Source organism: Alcaligenes ammonioxydans, assembly GCF_019343455.1.
GTDB lineage: Bacteria > Pseudomonadota > Gammaproteobacteria > Burkholderiales > Burkholderiaceae_B > Alcaligenes > Alcaligenes ammonioxydans.
Genome location: NZ_CP049362.1, coordinates 1697010 through 1715601, shown reverse-complemented (window position 1 = coordinate 1715601; position 18592 = coordinate 1697010). Strand labels below are relative to the sequence as shown.

Genomic DNA, 18592 nt, shown 5'->3' with positions numbered 1-18592 from the left:
AGCAGCACAGGACGCCCCGCAAAGGAGGCGCTGCCTGCCTACATTGCTTGGCTGGTAATGAATTTTTCGTAGTAAAAATTCGCGGGAGCATGGGCTTGCGCATCAATGAACTGGCTGACTGCGTCCACCATGGGCGGCGGCCCGCACAGGTAAACATCCACCTGCCCCTCATGCCAATGCGCCAAATCCAAATGCTGGGTAACGTAGCCTTTGCGCTCGTGGCGGGATTTCGGGTCCACCACGCAGGTGGTGTAACTGAATCCCGGCAATCGCTGGGTATAGGACTCCAGCTCTGCCAGCATCACCAGATCCTGATCACGGGTGACGCCATAGACCAGATGCACAGGCTGCGTACAGCCTTGCCGGACCAATGCTTCAAGCATGGATAAAAACGGCGCCAGGCCCGTTCCGCCGGCCAGAAACAGCAAGGGACGAGTTACCTGCCGCAGATAAAAACTGCCTAAAGGACCAGTCATTTCTACCTGCTGTCCTAGCGGCTGTGCAGCCAGCCAGGAACTCATCAGGCCACCCGGAACCTGCTTGATCAAGAAGCTCAAACGCGACTCGCCCGGCGCAGAGCTGAAGGAATAGGAGCGATGCGCCTGCCCGCCGGGCACCGTGATATTCACGTACTGCCCCGGCAGAAACGGCAAGGCTTTGTCGGCCGCATCAATCTTCAGCTCGTAAGCCGCGTCCTCATACTGACGGCATTCCGATACCTGCCCCTGCCACTTGGCCACGGCGGTCTTGCACACACCCGATGAAATCGGCACGGTAATCACGCAGTCTGATTTGGGAATCATCTGGCAAGTCAGCACCAAACCTTTGTCCGCTTCTTCCTGCGTCAGGGCATCTTCGATATAGTCGTCGCCCTGATCATACTGACCACTTTCGGCCTGACATTTACAAGTGCCACATACTCCGTCCGAACAATCCATAGGCAGATTGATCTGATGGCGATACGCGGCATCCAGTACTTTTTCGTGTTCACCACAGTCCACAAAACGGGTGACGCCGTCCTCAAAATTCAGCGCAATACGATAGCTATTCACGACGTTCCCCGCTTTAAATGTGATACACATCAATCACTTGACGGATGTAGTCATTCTTGAGCACTACCTTCTTTTGCTCGATCACCCAGCCCTGCTCCTGAGGCGACAAGGTCAGGTAAATCGTGCCAAAGAACTGATCTGTCACGCGATAGCGATGGTTCAGCGTTAAAAAGTTATAGCGAACGTCCACCTGCCCGTCGCGCTCGGCCAGAATCTCAATATTGCTCAGCATGTGAGCAGTACGTGGCTCGGGCGTGGAGGCGCCAGAACGCTCGGTCTTGATGCGGAACACCCGATCTTCCAGACCGTTGCGGTTGGGATAAAAGATCAAGGAAATCTCGCTATGCGGGTCTTCGGTCAATTGATCATCATCATCCCAGCAAGGCATCCAGTACTGGGCGTTGGGGCTATAGCATTCCAGCCATTCATCCCACTGGCGATCATCCAGCAAGCGGGCTTCGCGATACAGGAAAGTGCAAATAGAGTGATAGCTTGCGTTCATGGCTTAGACCTCCCCGTTTTCTGCTTGCAACGCCTGGCTCATGGTCTTGGCCCAGTACTCGTGCTGGCAGACAAATAAGCCTTCATCCTCACTACGCCCGCCGCTGATCAAGGGCTTCATGCCCATGGCGGTGGCATTATCATCCGGCCCTTCCACCCACAAGGGAGCGCCTCGGCTCAAATCATTCCAGGGGGCTGCCAAACCGGCATAGCCCTCCTGACAGGCGCGGAACTCTTCCAGATCGTCCGCCGTTCCCATGCCCGACACGTTAAAAAAGTCCTCGTATTGACGGATACGGATCGCACGCTGCTCGGCACTCTCGCCTTTGGGAGCAAAGCAATAGATCGTGACCTCTGTCTTGTCCACGCTGATCGGGCGCGTTACCCGAATCTGAGTGGAGAACTGGTCCATCAGGTATACGTTCGGGTATAAACACAGATTACGTGTCTGGTTGACGATGAGTTCGGCTCGTTTCTCGCCCAAACGCTGTTTCAGTTCCTCGCGATGCTCATAGACCGGACGCACGGTTGGATTCATGGTCTTGGTCCACAGCAGAATATGGCCGTAATCAAAGCCATACACACCGCCCAGGCTTTTGCTCCAGCCATTCGCATCCACCGCTTGCGTCCCACCCTCTTTGCGACGACCCATCGTGGCTGCGTAGTTCCAGTGCACGCTGCTCACGTGATAGCCGTCAGCGCCGTTTTCCATCTGCAGCTTCCAGTTGCCGTCGTACATGTAGGAAGAGTTGCCGCGCAGCACTTCCAGCCCCTCCGGGGCTTGGTCCACGATCTGGTCAATAATGACTTTGGTTTCACCCAGATAGTCATCCAGGGACACCACATCCGGATTCAGGCTGCCGAACAGAAAACCGCGATAGTTCTCAAAACGCGCCACCCGCGTCAGGTCATGGGAGCCATTGCTATTGAACTGCTCGGGATACTGGGTGCTTTTCTCATCTTTCACCTTGAGCAGCTTGCCGCTGTTATTGAAAGTCCAGCCATGAAAAGGACAGGTAAAACTGCCCTTGTTGCCGTGCTTGCGACGGCACAGCATGGCCCCACGATGCGCGCAGGCATTGATGAACGCATTCAGTCCGCCATCTTTGCCGCGTGTCAGAAACACAGGTTGGCGTCCGATATAAGTCGTGAAGTAGTCATTGACCTCGGGCAGCTGACTTTCATGGGCCAGATAGACCCAATTACCTTCAAAAATATGTTTCATCTCCAGCTCGAACAAATCAGGGTTCGTGAAGATGTCACGACGACAGCGGTACACGCCGGATTCTTTGTTTTCTTCCAGGGCAGTATCCAGCAAGTGTCTGATATCTTTGGTTTTATCCATAAGGACTGACATGATGTGGCCTTTATGAGAGTTGCAGCCGTCCCTGCCCATGCCCCGAGAGACATAGCAAGCACGCGTGATAAAAAGAGAAATCGCGCCGGATCGAAATCCGGCAGGCTCATGACAGCGTGCAAGTGAGTCTGCACCGAGCCTGTTTCACACCCGACTGGAACGCTGTCGGGCGGCTGACGCTCAGCCCGCTAAATTGACACCAAGGGCTGTTCTGCATGACTTTCATTACAGTCCGGGTGGACTCAGGCTTCCAATACCATATCGTTTCCGCTCTATATCAAAATTCGATAGTTTGTTTTTTATTATTAAAATCAATAGCCTATATATCACCAACACCAAAACCTATCGTTAACCCTAGACGTATAGGAGCATAAGCTTGAAGCTTGGATGGTCGAGATAGGTGATATATTGAATCGGGTTTTTTGGATCTGGGCCACAGGCAAAGCATATGGACTTGAAACAAATCCGCTACTTTGTTGCGGTCGCCAAAGCACGCAATTTCACACGCGCTGCCGAACAACTGCACATCGCTCAGCCCGCACTGAGCCGGCAGATCCAGTTACTGGAACAGGAGCTTAATGTCCTGCTGCTCTCACGAGAAAGCCGACCCTTACAACTGACCGAGGCCGGCCGAATCTTCTACGAGCAGTCGCTCCAACTGCTCAATCGGGTGGAAGCCATGAAGACCGCAACCACCGAAGTCGGGCTGAACCAACGCCCGCAACTGTCGATTGGCTTTGTGGCCTCCACCTTGTACGGCGGCTTGCCTATCCTGATCCAGAAGTTCCGTCACGCCTACCCCGACATTCGTTTTCACTTTCTGGAGCTCACCTCCAGCCAGCAGATAGCCGCCTTGCGTGCCGGGCGCATTGATGTGGCTTTTGGCCGCGTGCGCATTCACGACAGCGCCGTATGTCGTACCGTTTTGCGTGAAGAACGTCTGGTTCTGGCCATCCCGCCCACCATTGAACTGGCCAGGGATCGGGGCCCCGTGTCTTTACAGGTCATTGCCGATCACGCCTTCATCGTTTATCCCAAATCTCCGCGCCCCAGCTTTGCCGATCATGTGCTCAATATCCTGCATGACAATGCTATTTTCCCCACTGAAGTACATGAGGTGAAGGAGCTGCAAACCGCAATGGGACTGGTTGCCGGGGGCGTGGGTTTGTGTCTGATTCCCTCGGCCGCTCAGATACGCAGCGATCTGGTTTACCGGCTGATTGACGACGAGAAAGTGACCTCGCCCATTATTTTCAGCCACAGAAAAAACGACAACTCCTGGTATATAGCCCAGATGCATGCGTTTATCGAAGAGATGTATGCAGAAAAACCGCCCTGGCTCATTCCAGGGCACAGTGCTTTAAGCAACGGTCCTGCCTGAATAGCGCGACGATTTCCAATAGATGCCATATTATCGCCCTATATTATTTAGTTTAAATAATATAGGGCGTCGTTCAAAATGAAAGATAAATGAATTTTGAAAAATTGGCATAAAACCGTAATACAGTTTCAAGAAAAAAAATTACGGTTTTCGACTGAATATCCCGGTTTATCATCTTGCTAACATAATAAATAAAAACTTCTCTCAAAAAAACTGCGAAAAACCTAACGCCGTGTTTTCGGCAAAGGTGCTTATCAATGGACGATATAAAAGCATTTGCGTTAAAAATATTTCAATCACAACCCTTTAGCCAATTCATCGGCGCGGAGCTGGTGACATGCTCTCACGACAGCGCCGAACTGGCACTCGCTGTTCAGGATCATCACAAACAGCAACATGGATTTGTTCATGGTGGCGCGATCAGTTACCTGGCGGACAATGCCATCACTTTTGCTGGGGGGCTTGCACTGGGCGGAAACGCGTTAACCGTAGAATTTAAAATCAATTACATCCGGCCAGCGATTGGCACTCGTTTGGTCGCCCAGGCGCAAGCACGTAGCACAGGAAAGCGCTTGGCCGTTTGCCAATGCGAGGTTTACGCCATTGATGGCGAGTCCCAAAAACTATGCGCGCTGGCACAGGGAACCGTGGTTCCGGCCACTTAAACCCCTTGAACTGACTCCCCCAAAAAGCTTGGCTTCATACTAGGACTCGGCGAACAGCGATAGCCCGGTATAAAGGGACAGATAATACGGCGCGAAGCAACTTTCAGAAAACAGTGCCTGTGCAGGCGGACCAGCGACGTATTCTGGATTTTGCATCGCTTTACTACTCTCTTTTCTCGCACGCTTTTTTATTATGCGCCCAGATTACGTGGCCATTAATCTGTTCTGTCCTGAGGCACCGAATCGAACAATCTGGACACATGAAATGCTGTATCGACCAACCCAATTTCATGGAGAAGCAGGTATCAAGGCATTGGAAAAACGCTTCAGTTATACGAGTGATGTCGTATTCGATGGCGAGGATTTCGCCAGAGCCGAAGGCGTGGAAGGCCTGCAGCGGGGTTGGGTACAGGGAGGCAATCCCATGCACACACTAGAGCTCGAAGAGGGGCTGCTCGCCATATTTCAACAAACTATTGAAAATGCGATCATGGCGCACCAGTCGGGTCCTTTCATTGCCAAAGGGCCCGACTGATGGAAATCCCCCGCCCTTAAATACGCTTGAACAAGGCCGAGCGCACCTTGCCGCTCGCCCCATCTGCCGCTGTCAGAAACTGCTCCATGTGAATGTCACGCTCAAAAAGGCGGCTTTGCATCAAGGTGGAGATCGCCGCTTCGATCATGGGTGGCGGGCCACACAAATAGGCTTTGTTGCCTGAACAGCGTTGCTCAAAGAACTGCCCCACTGCCTCGTGTACAAAGCCTACAAACCCTTCCCAGGCATCTTCCGGCAAGGGGGCATTCAAGGCCGGAATGTAGTGAAAATTGTCATGCTTTTCAGCTAGCTGATAGAAGTAATCGGCGTGATACAGCTCGGCTTTATTGCGCGCTCCCTGGAACAGGTAAATCGGGCGGGTATCGCCCTGCTCCAGCAAGTCCATAATCATGGACTCGGGACTGGACAGCCCCGAGCCTCCGGCAATGAAGATCGCGCCTTGCGGATCGGACTTGCGCACAAAGAACTGCCCGTAGGGGCCAGACACATCCAGGCTCTGTCCCACTTGCAGCTCCTCGTGCAGCCAGGTGGTGCCGGCTCCCCCTTCCACCTTGCGCACATGCAAATCAACGATGCCGCTCATGGACGGCGGATTCGCAATCGAGAAAGCACGGGTGCTGTCGATGGACGGCACATGCAGGTTGATGTACTGCCCGGCCTGGAACGCCATCGGGCGATCCAATTCCAGACGGATATGCTTGATGGTGGGCGACAAGTCTTCAATCAGGACGACCTTGCCCTGATAGTCCTCCACGGGCAGCCCCTGAAAATCCGGGTCTACATCAATATCGGCCTCGATGACCATATCGGATTCGGGCAGACAGCAACAGGCCAGCAACTTGCCTTCATCGCGCTCCGAATCCATCAGGGCAAAACTGGACGCATCCCCTGCGTCCGCATAGCCTTCCAGAACCTGCACCTTGCAGGTGCCACATGTGCCATGTCCACAGGCAAAAGGCAACCAAACCCCTTGTCGCAACGCAGCGTCCAACAAGGTTTGTCCGTCTTCCACCTCGACCACATCACCTGTGGGTTCTACGGTTACCTGATACGTCATTGCTGCCTCCGCCTCTTATACGCCCGTGCCCTTGTAGCCATTCAGGCCCGGGGTTTTGAAACGCAACAAGGATTTGTGATCGAAGCCTTGTTCACCCAGAGTGCCATCAGGCTTGAGGTCCACCGCCTGACCATTCAGATTCCATTGCACCTTGCTCCATTCGATCTGCTCGAAGTCAGGGTGCTGGGCAAAGCCAGCGGGCATCAGTTGCTGGATCAGTTGCGACACGGTCATGTCAGCTTGAACCAGAAAGGCCTTGGCCGAGCAGAACAACAGATGCTCATCCCAGCCGATGTACAGCAACATGCTGTCGCCATAGTGGGAGCGCTGGTCGCGCGCGTAGCCTTGATAATCCGGGGTAATCGCAGTAACTGCCATATTGATCTCCAATTTTTATAGGTAGTGGCAGCACCCACCGGGAGCGCTGCCTTTTTTCTCGCGTGACTAGGCCGTCACTCCTTTCCATTCATTCCAGCGCGTTTCATCCACCGAGCCCTTGAAGTCCATATTGTCGACACCCACGTTCAGCCGGTAGTAATCGCTCAGGATCTTCTCGAGCTCGGGGCCACCGCAGCCGCCTTGCAGGATCTGGTTCACCGGCAGCCAGGCCTGGATGTACTTTTCAGGCTCGTGCTCGAAAATATCGCGGCAACCGTCCGAGCAGGTGTGGTAACGCTCACCCTGATAAAGGCTTTGTCGATAGGTAATCTCGTCCGGTTTTTCCATGTCGGTAAAGGTCATGGGCACCTGACACACCTGGCACAGCTGTGGCAGACCGCTGGAGTAAAAACGCTTGCCTTCCGCTTCCATCTTCTTGGCCATCTCCCAACGCGGGCGGTAATACTTGTCGAAGGTGTCGGGATACTTGGCACTTAACCAATCCAGCTCCTCGTCGCTGGGAATCCAGGTGTGAAAACCGGCCGCGTGACCGAAGTTGTAAAAAATCCACCAGGCCTGATGCGAGATGTGCTCTTTTTCTTTCTCGATCACGTCGCTGTACTTGGGCATGCGAATGCCGTAACGGGCCAGGTCCTTGAACAGAGCACCGCCGGCCTGTTCAAAATACACTTCCCACGCTTCTTTCCAGGACATGACCTTGTTGGGCAACATGTAGTCCATCATCATGGCCACCACGGAGAGCAGGCGGGTGCCACGCCAGAACCATTTATCAATCCACTGCTGAACGATAGGCACGTTGTCCTCGTGCTGTTCCAGCAAGAACTTGATCACTTCCAGCCCCAGCGTCATGTGTCGAGCTTCGTCAGACTGCGAGCTGAAACCGAAGGTCACCGTCGCCATATCGCCGTTATAGGCTGCGCCCGACATAAAAGGCACAAACAGCAGGTTGGTCAGCACGTACTCAAAGGAGAAGCTGATCGCCAGCAGAAACTCAAAGGGTCCGGCCGAGCGGGCATCTTCAAAAAAGGACTTGGGCACGGACAGGTACCAGACCCGGTCATGCATATGGCTCCAGTCCTGAAAGCCATTGAAAAACTTGTTGTAATGGCTCATGGCGTGGACCTGCGTCTGGACGTGACGCAGTTCATCAATCGACTGCATCTGGCACGCAATACGGGCGCCGATGCCGCTGAACTGACGGCCCACATGGGAATAGCCCTGGTAAGCCTGGTATTCCAGCGGGGTCACTGCCGTCAGAAACACCTTGATCGCGTTCAGGTAACGCGGATCGGAAATATTCATCTGGCCATTGTTCTGCGCAAAAGCATCAAAAATGGCATACAGCTTCTTTTCTTTTTCGGCCTGGTACTTCCAATACGCGTCCATGGTCAGACGGAACGGATCTTCCCATTTGGACCAATCCGTAATCTTGATACCTTCGAACTCCTCATAGGGGAAGGCGTCCTTGCGATCCTGGTAGCTGAATTCCCAGTCCAGATCACGAGTCAAATAGCGATATTTGTCTTTGATATTTAGTTTTTTCGTGGCCATATTGCCCCCTTTTCCGATTTAGCTGTTCCAGTGCAAAAACAAGCGGTCTTCATCTTCATCCACGTTGCCACCCAAGGTGATCAGATTCAGATGCAGCTCCTGCATGTCCCATTGCTGCCCATACTTTTCTTCCACGGTCTCGCGCTTGACGGTCAACTGACCCACACACTCAATACGGATCATGGCTGGCTGATAAATCACCGTCGCGTCCGGGTTGTCTTCCTCGATGGCCTCGACGATGTAGCGCGACATGTCGTTGTCTTGCAGGCCGATATAAACCTTGGATGTCATCAGGCTTCTCCACCCAGGCTCAGGCCTGCTTTCGTGACGCGTTTGGCAATGGTTTCCTGCGCCTGTTCCCAGACCTGATCAGCCTGCTCGGCAAAGGCCGCCTTAAGGTATGGCATGAAGGCGGCGTGTACTTGAGGCAGCCACTGATTGAGCCAGGTTTGCAGTTGCTGCTTGTTTTCCTCGCCTTCGGCAACGGCAATCTTGAAGACGCTATCGCTCCAATTGGACAGGTCTTTATGGCACTCCAACATGAACTCCAGCAGCATATCCAGATCGCGGCCGCCTTCCTTGGCCAGATCCGCCACCAGAGCTTGATACACCCCCTGATGCACCACGCTATTGACCAGCAGGGACTGCACCAGCAGCAGTTCAAACCAGTCTTTCTGGACCAACGTTTTCTCGCATAAGGCGCGCAGACCTTGCCAGGCCGCATCCTGCATCCAGGCCTCTTTGGCTTGGCTCAGGGAATCGGCACTATTGCCATCGATCAGCAGCCCCATACGGGAGACGTATTGCGCCATACCCAGCGAATCCATCCCGGCATAGAGACAGGCTTGGGTAATGGTGGTGCCATACCCGTAGGCCGAGCCCGACATGAAGTTCAGGTTGGCAGTTTGCTCAATGTGACGCACAGGCAGCAGCAAGCGGGTGACCTTGGCTTTGACGTCCTCGCTCAGATACTGAGCCAGCTCGCGCTTTTCAAAAAAACCGTAATTGGTTTCCGCCGACTCCTGCATGCGGGCACGGTTCTGAACATACGCCCCGTAATAGAACTGACGCGGGTCACGGAACACATACCAGTCTTTCATTTGAATGGCGGTGTGTGTAGGGTCGTTCAGGGTCTTGTCCGGCATCCACAGAGGCCGGTAATGGAAGTTGGCCGTCGCCTGGGCGTCGTAGGTGGCTTCCTGGTAGCGCGTGGCCGGTTTTTCGCCAAAGCGGCGGGCCACGTTGGCGAAGGTTTGCCGCACCGGCTGCAAACTGGCCGTTTTAATTTCTAATGTCATCCTCTTGTTCTCCTGAATAAAACCTACTGGGCTTCAGCCTGACGACTGTTACCGACCAAAGTGTCATAACCAAAACGCCATTTTTCCTCGTTCTCGTCATTGACCCGCATTTGCTCATCGCTCATGGGCTGGACATTGTTTTGCAGGCAAAACTGCTCAAATGCCGCCGGGGGCATGACCAGCTCCACAAACAGGTCCGGCTGGCCAATCGCAAAATCAAACTCCACAAAACGGGCATTGGCGGGACTGCGTACGCGTACATACTTCGTCAAGGTGGGCAAGCTCGTGTCTGCCATCGGTTCTCCTCCTGATCAAACGGTTGCATGAGTGTCCACAGCCTGTTCATAGCAAACGCCGTGCCAACTTCAAATTTGAAGGATTTAACCCTTTAGGATTAAAGAGATAGAGGAAAACCAGCCGAGAAGGAATGCGGCCTGAGACGGGTCCGCAGCAGGAAAATTGATCATTTGATCAAGTGCTTAGCGCCGTTTTCACCAAATGCTGAGTTAGGGTAAAACCTTAGAAAAAACGGTTTTATCCGTACTCTGGACACTATTCGGTTTTCCTTGAGTCACTAGAAAGACAGGCGGCATACTGGTTTTAGAAAACCCAAAAACACAATAAAAAAACACAAGATGGAGACTGCCATGGGGGCTACTGAACTCACCCTGCCATTAAGTCAGGACCTGATCGACGCCATTCGCTTTGACGCTCGTGAGGGAAAAATCTGGTTTAGCGAGCAACGCATGCTCTTGCTGCACGCCAGCGGTTTTGGTCAGTTGCGCAAAGAGCTGATTGCCTCTTTAGGCAGCGAGCGCGCCAAATACTTTCTGATGCGCTTTGGCTACCACGCGGGCATGAAAGATGCTGAGGTGTCCCAGAAAGTGCGCCCGGACCTGTCGCTGAAAGAGACCTTTCTGGCGGGGCCGCAAATGCACACCATTCGCGGCATGGTCAAAGTGGTACCTACCGCCCTGACCTTTGACCGCGATGCTGGCCAGTATTACGGCGAATTTGACTGGTTTGACTCCTATGAAGTCAGCAATCACCAGAAAGAGCACGGCCAGTCCAGCGAGCCCGTCTGTTGGAGCCTGCTCGGCTATGCGAGCGGCTACACCAGCTTTTATATGGGCAAGAGCATCATCTACAAAGAAACCCAATGCGCGGCCATGGGCCACAGTCACTGCAAAATCGTAGGCAAACCCGCCGAAGAATGGGAGCATGACGACCCCGAAATTGACCGCTTCATGCTGCCCGACCCGGTTCAGGACGAATTGTTTGCCTTGCGATGCGAGCTGGTGAAGTTACGTGAGCAGGAGTTCAAACGCTCCAGTGCCCACTTCACCTTGCCCAACTCCATCGGCCAGTCGGCGGCTTACCAGGCCGCCTGCCATTTGCTGGAGAAAGCGGCGCAAAGCAAAGTCTCCGTGCTGCTGCTGGGAGAAACCGGCGTGGGGAAAGAAGCCTTCGCACGCGGCCTACACGCGGCCAGCGACCGGGCTGATCAGCCCTTCATCGCCGTGAACTGTGCCTCCATCCCGCCAGAACTGATTGAGTCAGAGCTGTTTGGTGTGGAAAAAGGGGCCTACACGGGCGCCCACAAGTCCCGCCCAGGCCGCTTCGAACGCGCTCAAGGCGGCACCCTGTTTCTGGACGAGATTGTGGAACTGTCACCAAGGTCTCAAGCTGCCCTGCTCCGGGTCCTGCAGGAACAGGAGCTAGAGCGCGTCGGGGATGAAAATACCCGTCACATCGACGTGCGTGTAGTGGCAGCAACCAACGAGGATTTGGCCGAGGCGGTTCAAAAAGGCAGTTTTCGCGCCGACTTGTACTACCGCCTGAATGTCTTTCCCATCCACATTCCGCCGCTGCGTGAGCGCAAAGAAGACATCCCGCTGCTGACCGAATATTTCCTGAACAAATACTCCAGCATGTACAAAAAGCACGTGCTGGGAGTGAGCGACCGCAGCCGGGAACTGCTGATGCAGTACGACTGGCCGGGCAATATCCGCGAATTCGAAAACATGATCGAGCGTGGTGTCATCCTGACCGAGCACAACCACGAAATCGAAACCCACCACCTGTTCCCCCAGCAAAAAAGTGCCTTGCAGTATCTGAGCAGTTTGAATACGCAAGGCTTTATGGCCAAGGAATCCTGTCTGAGCGCGAATCAGACGCAGTATCTGGAGAGTTTGCTGGAAACGCCCTTCAATCTGGACGAGCTGGAGGAACAGATCATTCAACTGACCCTGAAAAGGACAAACGGAAATATATCGGAAGCTGCCCGCAGACTGGGATTGACCCGGCCTGCATTGGCCTATCGCTTGAAAAAAGTGACGATGCCCGCTTGACGAGTCCAGTGCCTTTTTACAAGACTCGGGCCCTGTGTGAGCGCTCATTGACGTTTATGCACCAGCCTTGTCCGCATCCCCTGCCCGCTCATCCATGCGAGCACGGGTTTTCTCGTCAAGAATCTGGCGTAAGCGGGCCAGAAACGGCCTTATAGCCGTGTATTTCTCACCGTAAGTCAGGTTGAAGCCGTAATCAAAGTCCTGCGGATTGCGCCCCTGTGTGTGTTGCAAAATCGTTTCCAGCTTGTCCAGTGCCTTCACCATACGTGCTTCGGCTGAACTGGCATTTTCGTACTCTTCCCACAAGCCCAGAATGCCGGCCTGGGCCGTCGCATCCAGGTGGCAGGTCAGATAAGCCATATCCGCACGCTCCTGCTCGCTCTTATCAGGATGCTGATCTTTTTCAATGGCGGAAATATCGCCGTGCAAGGCCTCGCCCAAATCGTGGACCAGACAGATTTTCAAGACTTTAAGCATATCCAGATCACCGAGCTCATCCTGAAACAGCATGGCCATCAAGCACAAGCGCCAGGAGTGCTCCGCCGTGCTCTCAGGGCGCCCGGTCGACGTATGTCCACTACGCAATACACTCTTGAGCCGTTCCGCCTCTTCGAGAAAAGCCAAGCGTGATTCGAGTTTCTGTCTATCCATATAAGTTAACGCTGAGTTCGTGGCCAGGAAGCGGTCACTATAAGGCAGGCTGCGGGGCAACAAAACAAAGAGTCTATCGTTGCTCCGTCATAACAAATCGCCAATGCTCGTTTCCTCAACAAAGGGCCTCATTCCTTGCTTTGGTCGAGCGGATTGCACGAGATCTAGCCTGATTTCCTCTACCTACTACAATGGAGGCTTATCTAAGGAGTCTTATGTTGGAATTTCAGCCCCGTGAACGGGCGTATTTATCGGGTATCCGAGCCCTGACGAACGATCAGGACAACAATGAAGTGTTTGTCGGTATGACCGTAGCCGAGTCCATCTGGTACGCAAACTACGTAGAGCATTCCTACAAAGGGGATGTAGCGCGAGGCGACGAAGCCGAAGCACGTTATCTGGCCCTGCATGATCAGCATGAACAGGCACGCCGCGCCGTACTGGCCTCAGAATCCCTACTGCAATCGTTTGACACCGCCGCTCAGTAGTTCTGAGTACATCGCGATCCACTCTAGGCCGGGCACGCATGTCATTCGCCCTGTTTCACCAAGCCTGGTTTGTTCGCCCGTAAAAAAGCCCGCCCATTTTTCCACAGGCGGGCTTTTTTTGGTGACGGACTCTGGGCTCGGCACGGCTCGGCAATCAAGCAACTGGCTGCCGTGCACCACAACCAGCTACAAGCGCAGTTCCTTGGACAAAAAGGTTTGCACTCGCTGTGGCCGACCTGCCAAATCACCAAAGAACACATCCGTGGGCACGTCCTCCAGAATCTGGCCCTGATCCATGAAAACCATCCGATCGGCTACCTTGCGGGCAAAGCCCATCTCATGGGTGACGCACATCATGGTCATGCCCTCCTGCGCCAAGCTGACCATCACGTCCAGCACCTCATTGACCATCTCCGGGTCCAATGCGGAGGTGGGCTCGTCAAAAAGCATGCAGACCGGGTCCATGCACAGCGCCCGCGCAATCGCGACACGCTGTTGCTGCCCGCCCGACAAACTGGCCGGATAACGATCGGCCAGCGCTTTCAGGCCCACCCGATCCAGATACAGCAAGGCCCGCTCGTTCGCTTCATCACGATCCCTGCCCAGCACTTTACGCTGCGCCAAGGTCAGATTGGCCATGACACTCAAATGCGGAAAAAGCTCAAAGTTCTGAAACACCATCCCGACCCGGCTGCGCAAGTCTGGCAGATTCGTTGCCGGGTCACCGACGGAAATCCCATCCACAACAATCGCGCCCTGCTGAAACGGTTCCAGACCATTGACGGTTTTCAACAAGGTGGACTTGCCAGAGCCCGAAGGCCCGCACACCACCACGACTTCCTGCCGGTCCACCTTGGCCGTACAGTCCTTGAGCACCTGAAATGTGCCATACCACTTGGAAACACTATCGATACGGATCATTTGCCATCCAGTCGCAGATGTTTGTCATAACGTCGGGCCACCCGGTTCGCGATCAACTCCAGCGTTGCGCAAATCACGTAGTACATCAACCCGACAAACAAGAAGATTTCAGTGGGGTGCACCATGACCCGGTTACTGACCTGAGTGGCCACGAAAGACAATTCCGCTACGCCAATGACATAGGCCAGCGACGTGTCCTTGATCAAGGCAACCCACTGATTAATAAAAGAAGGCAGCATTACCGGCAAAGCTTGCGGCAGGATGATGGACGTCATGATTTGGGCAGTTTTCAGCCCCAGGGCCTTGCCCGCTTGCCATTGCCCCGCCGGCAAGCTGCTGATGCCCGCATACACCGAGTGCGCCAGATACGCACCGCCAATCAAGGACAAGGCGCAGACCACGGTAAACAAACCCGGCACATCCACCTTGAACAGAATGGGCAGCAAAAAATACACCCAGAAAATCAGCATGATCACGGGCACGGCGCGAAAAAAGCCCAGAAACAGCAGCAAAGCGGTATGCGCCACACCACGCGTCAACACCAACGCCACTCCGAACACCAAACCCAAAATGGCAGACAGGCTTGCCGAGAGCACGCTTAACAAGAGCGTCAGGGCTGCCCCTCCTAAAGGGCCGTGCGGATACGCCCCCACCAGGAAGTACAGGAGGTTCTCATGGATTACATCGAAGTTCATTACAGCCCACCTCGCACTTGCAGACGATGGCGTTGCAACCATTGCCCACCCACCTCAACCAGCATGACCAGCAAGACATACAACAGCGTGGCAATCCCAAAGGACTGGAAGGTCTTGAAGGTTTCGGTTTCCACCTGACGGGAGGCATAAGACAGCTCTGCCAAACCAATGGCCATGGTCAGCGAGGTGTTCTTGATGACATTCATGTACTGCCCGATCAGCGAAGGAAAGGTATTGCGCAAGGCTTGCGGCATCACCACATAGCGCCAGACCTGCATGGATGACATGCCCAGGGAGGCCGCAGCGGCCCATTGCCCCTTGCGCACCGCGCGCACGCCGGAGCGAAACTCTTCCGCAACAAACGATGTGGTGTAGAGCGTCAGCCCCACAAAGGCGGCCAACATCTCAAAACTGGGCCACTGCACATCGAACAAAACCAGTTGCAAGACATGCTGGGTGTTCAGCCATTGAACCAGCTCCGGGGGCATCAGCGCGGAGGCACCGAAATACCAGAAGAACAGTTGCACCAACAAGGGCGTATTACGGAACAAGCTAAGGTAGGCACGCACCGGCCAGGCCAGCCAGGCAAATGACGAGAGCCTGGCAATACACACCAAAAAACCCAAAACAGTTGCAGCGAAGGAAACGATTAAAGAGAGCTGAATCGTGACCCAGAACCCTTGCAGCAACCAGCCCACATAGTGGGGTGCCAGCCAGAAATCAGAAGACGGCATAGCAAACACCAAAAAGCAGGATCAACCGATCCCGCTGTTAAAAACACAAACAGGAAAAGGCCAGCCTGAACATGCAAGGCTGGCCTGCAAGCACGTGGCGACTTACTGTTGCTGACCGATGCGGTACAAACGCTCCAGCGGTGTTTTGGATTGAGGACCAAACCAAACGTCATAAATGGCTTGTGCCTTGCCCTGGGCTTCCAGCTCCAGCAAGGTTTCATCCACAAAGGACTTCAGTGCTGTCTCGCCTTTGGGGATACCAATACCGATCAAGTCCTCGGAAATGCTAAAGGCCGGGATTTCATAGTTTTCCTTGTCCGGCACATTGGCCAACAGGCCGATCAGCTTGGGGCCATCCTGTGTGATAGCCTGCACATTGCCGTTACGCAAGGCGGTAAAGGCGAAAGGCGTATCGTCATAGGCAACCAGCTTGGCCTGGGGGTATTTTTCACGCAGGACGATCTCATTGACTGTGCCTTTGTCGACACCAATACGCAGCGAGTTCAATTGCTCGGGCGAGGACAAGACGCCTTTCTTGGCCAAGAACTGCTGACCCGATGCAAAGTACGGAATGCTGAAATCAACCTGTTTGGCGCGCTCTTCGGTAATCGTAAAGTTGGCCAGAACCAGATCCACTTTATTGGACGTCAGCAGCGGCACACGATTGGCTGGGTTGGTCGGCAAAACTTCCAGCTTCACGCCCAGCTTGTCCGCCAGAGCCTGAGCAAAATCCACATCCAGACCCGTGATCTGACGGGACTTCTGATCCACAAAACCAAACGGTGGATTGCTGTCGAAAGACGCGACTTTCAAGACACCCGTTTTCTTGATGTCATCCAGACGGTCAGCCTGGGCCACTCCAGCCACCAACGCCAGGGTAAGGGTTGCGGCAATGCTTAAAAACGACTTCATAATAAAAACATTCCGTAAAAAAAATGGCACGTCCGATACATACCGTCGTGCCATTCGACCACAGCCGTCAGCCTTTCAAAACGATCAAATCTCCCCATGCTTATAACCAAAACATGTAAGGAGAGAGGCAAAACTGTGCTGCTGCGGCGACCCCGCCCCTTAAAAGGCGACTATTGATTCGTCGGAATCACCTTTTGCACGGCAAAACCCTGTGATGCCGCATAGTCCAGCAACTGGCTCACCGTCTTGGGATCAGCCTGCTTGTCTCGGGACAAGACCCACAGATATTTCCGGTCTGGAGTTCCAACCAGAGAATACTGATAGTCTCCTTCCAGCTTCATGATCCAATAATCTCCCCAGACCATCGGGAGCCAGGACAACCATTTCGGAGCAAAGCGCACCTCCAGCACCGCCGGATCAGCTGGATTAACGCTACTGGCCAGCCTGCCCTGCCCCACCGCTTCTTTGACCTGACCATCGCTACCCTGACAGCGATTGGTGACCGTGATGGTTTTGTCTGCCGCCATCACATAATTGGCCTGCACGTCCCCGACACACTCACGCTGAAAACTGTTGGGCAACCGTGCCTGCTCATACCAGGTACCCATGTACTGGTTCAAGTCCACGTCTTTTTGTGTCGCCAGGTCCGCCTGCGAGGTGGCGCAGGCCGCTAAGGTGACAGATAGTGATAGCACCATAATTTTTTTCATCAGAACTCCCCTTGAACACGAATCAAAGACTATTTCCGCCGACCTTCTCTTACGATTTTCACAGCGCTGCCCGGGCAGGGCGAGCAGCCGGCTTCCAGACCCGACTGCCAGGACAGCGCAAACAATCAGGAAAACAGCTTCACCACCTCCTCGCCGGTCATCTGCCGTGTTGAATTGGCAAACTGATAATTATCTGGTTTCTCATCGATAAAAACCTGCAGTTCAAACGGCCATTGCCCGCTCTCTTTGAACAGGCCGGCCGAAATAGCATGAAAGCCACCTGCCTTGAGCTCATAGAATAAATGCGTGCCGCAGACAGCGCAAAAACTACGCCGCGCCCATTCCGAGGAAGCATAAGACCTGACATGCTCTTTGCCCTCAATGACAGGGCTCTCATGCGTCTCCAATGAAAAGAACGGGCCTCCCGTCCAGTTTCGACAGATACTGCAATGGCAAGCACTGATTGTCGGGCTGGGCTGCGCAATACTGATTGACACCGCAGCACACAAACACGTGCCCTGAATCCGGGTTTGATCACTCGTCATAAACGCCTCCGTGGCTAGGACGTGAACTCATTCTAGCGGCTGCGCGGTCGAACAAGGGAAACTCGATGTAAGGTGTCTCCGCACTACGCCTCCAGTCTTGTGAGCCCTCTTGGTGAATCCCTGCCCGGGCCGGTATCTATTTTCCACACAGCCCTTGTCTTCTACCAGACAGCCCCAAGGTAGGAGGATGGCGTGTGAACACACCGCCTCAACTGACCTTTTATGTATTGATGAAGATGACTAAAAGCGCTATTAACCCCTCCACCGTATTCAATTCTCTGCAATACGGTTTCAGCCAAGGCTTGGTTGTCACCGGCCAACGCCGTGTCATGTTGTCCGGGCAAGTGGGCGTCAACGCCCAGGAACAAACCGTCAGCGGTGGTATGCGTGAACAGACAGAAGCCGCTCTGGACAATATAGAACTGGTTCTGGCCGAAGCGGGCGGCCGGATCGATCAGGTAATCATGCTGCGAATTTTTATTCGGGAAGATGCCAGTTCACCCCAAGAGCAGGATGAGATTGCCGCCGCATTATTGAAACGCTTTCCGGTCAATCCCCCCCCTTCCTCCTGGATTCTGATCAACGGCCTGGCCCGACGCGAATGGCTGATTGAGATTGAAGCAGAGGCCATGCTGGACTGATCGCGCGCACTATGCATTTTTAAATGCTGAGCGCAAAAAAAGACCTGGTATCGAACCGAGGTCTTTTTTTTGCTCTCTGTCTCCAGAGCCTGTGTGTGGGCTCACCTTGCTAAGGGCACTACTGAAA

At 53.9% G+C, this 18592-nt stretch carries 22 protein-coding genes; 6 read left to right on the top strand and 16 right to left on the bottom strand.

Features of this window, described 5'->3' with window-relative positions; translation table 11 throughout:
- Positions 1–38: 38 nt before the first annotated feature.
- From benC to FE795_RS07770, 3 genes are read right to left on the bottom strand one after another with little or no spacing between them, the layout of a single operon-like run.
- Positions 39–1052, bottom strand: a complete 1014-nt coding sequence (gene benC / locus FE795_RS07780; protein ID WP_059317688.1) for a benzoate 1,2-dioxygenase electron transfer component BenC — start codon at positions 1050–1052, stop codon at positions 39–41.
- Positions 1053–1065: 13 nt separating this feature from the next.
- Complete coding sequence (gene benB, locus FE795_RS07775; RefSeq protein WP_059317689.1) at positions 1066–1554, bottom strand: benzoate 1,2-dioxygenase small subunit; 489 nt, start codon at positions 1552–1554, stop codon at positions 1066–1068.
- A gap of 3 nt (positions 1555–1557) precedes the next feature.
- Positions 1558–2910 carry a Rieske 2Fe-2S domain-containing protein gene (locus tag FE795_RS07770; protein WP_003800424.1) on the bottom strand — a complete coding sequence of 451 codons (1353 nt, stop codon included), beginning with the start codon at positions 2908–2910 and terminating at the stop codon, positions 1558–1560.
- A gap of 448 nt (positions 2911–3358) precedes the next feature.
- Between FE795_RS07770 and FE795_RS07765 the strand changes: the two genes are divergently transcribed.
- The 3 genes from FE795_RS07765 to FE795_RS07755 all read left to right on the top strand — a co-directional run bounded on the left by FE795_RS07765 (position 3359) and on the right by FE795_RS07755 (position 5491).
- Positions 3359–4291: a LysR family transcriptional regulator gene (locus tag FE795_RS07765; protein ID WP_003800426.1), complete on the top strand. Its 933-nt coding sequence runs from the start codon at positions 3359–3361 to the stop codon at positions 4289–4291.
- Between the two features lie 257 nt (positions 4292–4548).
- Positions 4549–4956, top strand: coding sequence for a PaaI family thioesterase (locus tag FE795_RS07760; RefSeq protein ID WP_003800427.1), 408 nt, complete (start codon positions 4549–4551; stop codon positions 4954–4956).
- Positions 4957–5149: 193 nt separating this feature from the next.
- Positions 5150–5491, top strand: coding sequence for an SRPBCC family protein (locus FE795_RS07755; protein ID WP_219235975.1), 342 nt, complete (start codon positions 5150–5152; stop codon positions 5489–5491).
- Between the two features lie 16 nt (positions 5492–5507).
- Here the strand turns inward: FE795_RS07755 and FE795_RS07750 are convergent, their stop codons facing one another.
- The 6 genes from FE795_RS07750 to FE795_RS07725 all read right to left on the bottom strand — a co-directional run bounded on the left by FE795_RS07750 (position 5508) and on the right by FE795_RS07725 (position 10113).
- Positions 5508–6569 (bottom strand): NADH:ubiquinone reductase (Na(+)-transporting) subunit F, encoded by a 1062-nt coding sequence (locus tag FE795_RS07750; RefSeq protein WP_003800431.1) that lies wholly within the window; start codon positions 6567–6569, stop codon positions 5508–5510.
- A 15-nt stretch (positions 6570–6584) separates the two neighbouring features.
- On the bottom strand, positions 6585–6947 hold the full coding sequence (locus FE795_RS07745) for a phenol hydroxylase subunit P4 (protein WP_003800433.1): 363 nt from the start codon (positions 6945–6947) through the stop codon (positions 6585–6587).
- Between the two features lie 66 nt (positions 6948–7013).
- Positions 7014–8519 carry an aromatic/alkene/methane monooxygenase hydroxylase/oxygenase subunit alpha gene (locus tag FE795_RS07740; protein WP_003800435.1) on the bottom strand — a complete coding sequence of 502 codons (1506 nt, stop codon included), beginning with the start codon at positions 8517–8519 and terminating at the stop codon, positions 7014–7016.
- 18 nt (positions 8520–8537) lie between these two features.
- The gene (locus FE795_RS07735; RefSeq protein ID WP_003800437.1) at positions 8538–8810 is read right to left on the bottom strand and encodes an MmoB/DmpM family protein; all 273 of its coding nucleotides are present in this window, start codon (positions 8808–8810) and stop codon (positions 8538–8540) included.
- The gene (locus FE795_RS07730) at positions 8810–9817 is read right to left on the bottom strand and encodes an aromatic/alkene monooxygenase hydroxylase subunit beta (RefSeq protein ID WP_003800439.1); all 1008 of its coding nucleotides are present in this window, start codon (positions 9815–9817) and stop codon (positions 8810–8812) included. The genes FE795_RS07735 and FE795_RS07730 overlap by 1 nt, the downstream gene beginning before the upstream one ends.
- A gap of 23 nt (positions 9818–9840) precedes the next feature.
- The gene (locus tag FE795_RS07725) at positions 9841–10113 is read right to left on the bottom strand and encodes a phenol hydroxylase subunit (RefSeq protein WP_131071674.1); all 273 of its coding nucleotides are present in this window, start codon (positions 10111–10113) and stop codon (positions 9841–9843) included.
- Between the two features lie 351 nt (positions 10114–10464).
- Here FE795_RS07725 and FE795_RS07720 point away from each other — a divergent pair, with 351 nt between their 5' ends.
- Positions 10465–12168, top strand: coding sequence for a sigma-54-dependent Fis family transcriptional regulator (locus FE795_RS07720; RefSeq protein WP_131071673.1), 1704 nt, complete (start codon positions 10465–10467; stop codon positions 12166–12168).
- Between the two features lie 54 nt (positions 12169–12222).
- On the opposite strand, the gene FE795_RS07715 is transcribed toward FE795_RS07720, so the two are convergent.
- Entirely contained in the window at positions 12223–12819 is a 597-nt protein-coding gene (locus FE795_RS07715; protein ID WP_059317693.1) for an HD domain-containing protein, read from the bottom strand.
- Positions 12820–13034: 215 nt separating this feature from the next.
- On the opposite strand from FE795_RS07715, the gene FE795_RS07710 reads away from it, so the two are divergent.
- Entirely contained in the window at positions 13035–13307 is a 273-nt protein-coding gene (locus FE795_RS07710; protein ID WP_003800445.1) for a hypothetical protein, read from the top strand.
- 186 nt (positions 13308–13493) lie between these two features.
- Here FE795_RS07710 and FE795_RS07705 read toward each other — a convergent pair whose 3' ends face one another.
- The 6 genes from FE795_RS07705 to FE795_RS07680 all read right to left on the bottom strand — a co-directional run bounded on the left by FE795_RS07705 (position 13494) and on the right by FE795_RS07680 (position 17824).
- The gene (locus FE795_RS07705; protein WP_219235973.1) at positions 13494–14228 is read right to left on the bottom strand and encodes an amino acid ABC transporter ATP-binding protein; all 735 of its coding nucleotides are present in this window, start codon (positions 14226–14228) and stop codon (positions 13494–13496) included.
- The gene (locus FE795_RS07700; protein WP_003800448.1) at positions 14225–14923 is read right to left on the bottom strand and encodes an amino acid ABC transporter permease; all 699 of its coding nucleotides are present in this window, start codon (positions 14921–14923) and stop codon (positions 14225–14227) included. Before FE795_RS07700 ends, FE795_RS07705 begins: the two co-directional genes overlap by 4 nt.
- Positions 14923–15657, bottom strand: a complete 735-nt coding sequence (locus FE795_RS07695) for an amino acid ABC transporter permease (protein ID WP_219235971.1) — start codon at positions 15655–15657, stop codon at positions 14923–14925. Before FE795_RS07695 ends, FE795_RS07700 begins: the two co-directional genes overlap by 1 nt.
- 102 nt (positions 15658–15759) lie before the next feature.
- Entirely contained in the window at positions 15760–16569 is an 810-nt protein-coding gene (locus FE795_RS07690; protein ID WP_003800452.1) for an ABC transporter substrate-binding protein, read from the bottom strand.
- 170 nt (positions 16570–16739) lie between these two features.
- The gene (locus FE795_RS07685; RefSeq protein WP_003800454.1) at positions 16740–17279 is read right to left on the bottom strand and encodes a lipocalin family protein; all 540 of its coding nucleotides are present in this window, start codon (positions 17277–17279) and stop codon (positions 16740–16742) included.
- Between the two features lie 125 nt (positions 17280–17404).
- The gene (locus FE795_RS07680; RefSeq protein WP_003800456.1) at positions 17405–17824 is read right to left on the bottom strand and encodes a GFA family protein; all 420 of its coding nucleotides are present in this window, start codon (positions 17822–17824) and stop codon (positions 17405–17407) included.
- A gap of 236 nt (positions 17825–18060) precedes the next feature.
- Here FE795_RS07680 and FE795_RS07675 point away from each other — a divergent pair, with 236 nt between their 5' ends.
- Positions 18061–18465: a RidA family protein gene (locus FE795_RS07675; RefSeq protein ID WP_039943113.1), complete on the top strand. Its 405-nt coding sequence runs from the start codon at positions 18061–18063 to the stop codon at positions 18463–18465.
- Positions 18466–18592: the final 127 nt, after the last annotated feature.